The organism is Intrasporangium mesophilum, assembly GCF_054783095.1.
Genome location: NZ_BAAGRF010000023.1, coordinates 1 through 3576 on the forward strand (window position 1 = coordinate 1; position 3576 = coordinate 3576).

A 3576-nucleotide genomic window follows, 5' to 3' on the forward strand; every position below is an offset into this window, starting at 1 on the left:
CCGAGGTCGTGCTGCTGCGGGCGGTCCAGGAGCAGCTGGCCGTGCACGCCGCCGCCCGGGAGGATGCCTACCGGTGGGTCGACGTCGGCCAGCTGGCCCGCACCCTGCCCGGTCTGGCCGAGGTCGGGGCCCGGTCCTGGCCGCCGCGATCGGCGACCCGAGCAGGTTCCCCAGCGGCGCCCACTTCAAGTCCTTCGCCGGGCTCGCGCCCAAGGCCAGCGAGACCGGGCAGACCGACCGCAAGGGCGAGCCGATGAGCAAGGCCGGCCCCAACCTGCTGCGAGTGACACTGGTCCGGGCCGCCGACACGGCCCGCAAACAGGACCCGCAACTGGCGCGGGTCTACCACCAGCAGATGGTCGAGCGCGGCGCCAACCACCTCAAGGCCACCTGCGTGGTCGCCGGCCACCTCGCCGAACGCGCCTGGGCGGTCCTACGCCGCGGCATGCCCTACGTCATCTGCGACACCGACGGCACCCCGGTCACCCGCGAGGAAGCCGAACGGATCATCGCGCAACGGTGGACCGTGCCCCCCGAGGTCCGCGACCGCCGCCGAAGCAAGAAAACGGGGAAGGCCCCTCACCAAGCCCCTACCGGGCATGCACGGCCAGACACCCCACGGCGCCAGCACACGAGGCGACCTTCCCCACCCACGATCCTGACCATCCCCGCAACAGGCGTCAAACAACCAGCCCCTTGAAACCCGATCCTCCATAGGGAATCACTCGAGGCAGAGGTATGCCGCCCCGACCTGTTGTCGGGGCGGCATACCCGGAGAGGACTCTAGGGAGCGAAGGCGGATTGAGCCGAGCTCAGATGTACATCGCCGGGTCGAGCCACTGGTTCACGGCAGCACGCTTCGGGATGCGAATCACCGCAGGCACGCCCGTTGCGACCGCTCCGGAGGGGACGTCCTTGACGACGACGGAGTTCGCGCCGATCTGGGTGTCGTCGCCGATGACCACCGGCCCGAGGATCCGGGCCCCCGCCCCGATCGTGACGCGGTTGCCGACCGTCGGGTGCCGCTTGATGCGAGCCATCGACCGGCCGCCGAGGGTCACCCCGTGGTAGAGCATGACGTCGTCGCCGACCTCGGCGGTCTCGCCGATGACCACGCCCATGCCATGGTCGATGAAGAACCGCCGGCCGAGGCGGGCCCCGGGGTGGATCTCCACGCCGGTGACCGACCGCGTCACGGTGGCGAGCACCCGAGCGGGCAGGCGACCGCCGGGGCGCTTCCACAGCTCGTGCAGCCCCCGGTGCGCCCAGATGGCGTGCAGACCGGGCGAGGTCAGCACCACCTCGAGGCGCGAGGTCGCCGCCGGGTCGCGCTCGATGGCGCCGTCGACGTCCTCGACGAAGCGCTCGGCCAGCTTGCGTACGAAACCGAGCGGTCCGGCATACGACGGACCGGCGCCGGCTTCGGCGCGCTCCGCCGCGGGTGGTGCGGTCTGGGCCGCCTCGTCGCGCACGAGCGACAGCGTCGCCTCGGACGGGCGACGCGGGGTCTCGGGATCGATCTTGGCTGCGGTGCTCACGGCACGACTCCTCGGGTCGGTGGCCAGGACGTCAGTCGACGAGGCCCTCGAACAGGACCGTTGACAGGTAGCGCTCGCCGAACGAGGGGACGACGACGACGATGGTCTTGCCCTTGTTCTCCTCGCGCTGGGCGACCTGCACGGCGGCCGCGATCGCGGCGCCGGACGAGATGCCGACAAGCAGGCCCTCCTCGGTCGCGGCGCGGCGGGCGTACTTGACGGCGGTGTCGGCGTTGACGTCGATCACCTCGTCGTAGATCGACGTGTCGAGGATCTCGGGGACGAAGTTCGCGCCGATGCCCTGGATCTTGTGCGGCCCGGGCTGCCCGCCGTTGAGGATCGCCGACTCCTCCGGCTCGACGGCGATGATCTTGACGTCGGGCTTGCGTGCCTTGAGCACCTGGCCGACGCCCGTGATCGTGCCGCCCGTGCCGATGCCGGCAACGACGATGTCGACCTCGCCGTCCGTGTCCTTCCAGATCTCCTCCGCGGTGGTCTTGCGGTGGATCTCGGGGTTCGCCTCGTTGGCGAACTGCCGGGCGAGCACACCGCCGCGCTCTGCGGCGATCTCGTCGGCCTTCACGACAGCACCCTTCATGCCGAGCGCCGGGTCGGTCAGGACCAGCTCGGCGCCGAACGCGCGCAGCAGCGCTCGCCGCTCCTTGCTCATCGACTCGGGCATGGTGAGCACGACCTTGTAGCCACGGGCGGCGCCGACCATGGCCAGCGCGATGCCGGTGTTGCCGGAGGTGGCCTCGACGATGGTGCCGCCCGGCTTGAGCTCGCCGCTGGCCTCGGCCGCGTCGACGATCGACACACCGATCCGGTCCTTGACCGAGCTGGCCGGGTTGTAGAACTCGAGCTTGGCGGCGACGGTGGCCTCCGCGCCGTCGGTGACCTTGTTGAGGCGCACGAGCGGCGTGTTGCCGATCAGCTTGGTCACGTCGTCGTAAATCGGCATGGCATGTGCCCTTTCGGCCTGGGTGGTGGCGGTGGTGCCGGTGAACAGTCTGGTGACTCGATTGTCTGCGACAACCGAGTCTTCGTTATGCATATTCCAACATCTCGTTATCTCTTGCCAACCCCTGGGCCACATCCCGGGCACCGCGGGGGTGACGCGTGGGACGCAGCGCTCGGTCGACTCGACGGGTGGGACGGGACAAGGTCGAGTGAGCGCTCCGTCACACATTGTCCGGGGTCACATTCCCCTAAGCGCTTGCTAACCCGTCAGTAGAGTGACCGCCATGACTGCCCTCCAGATCGTCGCTGCTGTCGTCTGCCTCGCCGTGACCGCGGTGGCTGTGGCGCTGCTCGTCAAGACGGTCAACCAGTTCATCGCGACGTTCCGGCTCGGGCAGCCGGACTACCGGGGCGATGCGAAGGGGGCGCGCACCCGCACGCTGTTCCGGGAGTTCCTGGGCCACACCCGGATGTCGCGGCTGCCGGTCGTGGCCGGAGCGCACTGGGTCACGATGATCGGCTTCGGCTACCTCTTCTTCACCCTGCTGACCGCGTTCGGGCAGCTGTTCAAGCCGGACTTCGCCCTGCCGCTCATCGGGCACTTCCCGCCCTTCGAGTGGGTCACCGAGGTGCTCGCCTGGACCGGCCTGGTCGCGATCCTGCTGCTCATCGCGATCCGCCAGAAGAACCACCCACGCTCGGCGAAGGGCGAGGGCGGCCGCCGAAGCCGGTTCTTCGGGTCGACGTTCTGGCAGGCCTACTACGTCGAGCTGACCATCCTCGGCGTGATGCTGTGCATCCTGGCGCTGCGCGCTTTCGAGTACGCCCTGGAGTGGGGCGGCGGCACCACCGGCACCACCGCGATCGGCGACGCGAACTCGCTTCACTACCCGCTGACCGGCTGGATGGGTGAGTCGCTCACAGGCCTGAGCGTCGACACCCTCGAGCAGACGATCGTCGTCATCGCGGCGGTGAAGATCCTCATCTCGTTCGCGTGGATGATCACCATCGCCCTCAACCCGACCATGGGCGTGGCCTGGCACCGCTTCCTCGCCTTCTTCAACATCTTCTTCAAGCG

At 69.2% G+C, this 3576-nt stretch carries 3 protein-coding genes and 1 pseudogene; 2 read left to right on the forward strand and 2 right to left on the reverse strand.

The annotated features are described in order from the left end of the window. The first annotated feature begins 73 nt into the window (after nt 1-73). The gene (locus tag ACYVLP_RS17995; protein WP_460628711.1) at nt 74-700 is read left to right on the forward strand and encodes a transposase; all 627 of its coding nucleotides are present in this window, start codon (nt 74-76) and stop codon (nt 698-700) included. A 112-nt stretch (nt 701-812) separates the two neighbouring features. Here the strand turns inward: ACYVLP_RS17995 and epsC are convergent, their stop codons facing one another. Continuing rightward, on the reverse strand, nt 813-1373 hold the full coding sequence (epsC, locus tag ACYVLP_RS18000; RefSeq protein ID WP_460628713.1) for a serine O-acetyltransferase EpsC: 561 nt from the start codon (nt 1371-1373) through the stop codon (nt 813-815). 196 nt (nt 1374-1569) lie between these two features. Continuing rightward, complete coding sequence (gene cysK / locus ACYVLP_RS18005) at nt 1570-2499, reverse strand: cysteine synthase A (protein WP_460628712.1); 930 nt, start codon at nt 2497-2499, stop codon at nt 1570-1572. A 283-nt stretch (nt 2500-2782) separates the two neighbouring features. Here cysK and ACYVLP_RS18010 point away from each other — a divergent pair. Next, a pseudogene (locus ACYVLP_RS18010) lies at nt 2783-3576 on the forward strand (Fe-S oxidoreductase); the annotation flags it as partial.

Excerpts from the sequence above, each read along its gene's own strand:
- cysK (WP_460628712.1), bottom strand. The coding sequence starts at position 2,499 with ATGCCGATTTACGACGACGTGACCAAGCTGATCGGCAACACGCCGCTC.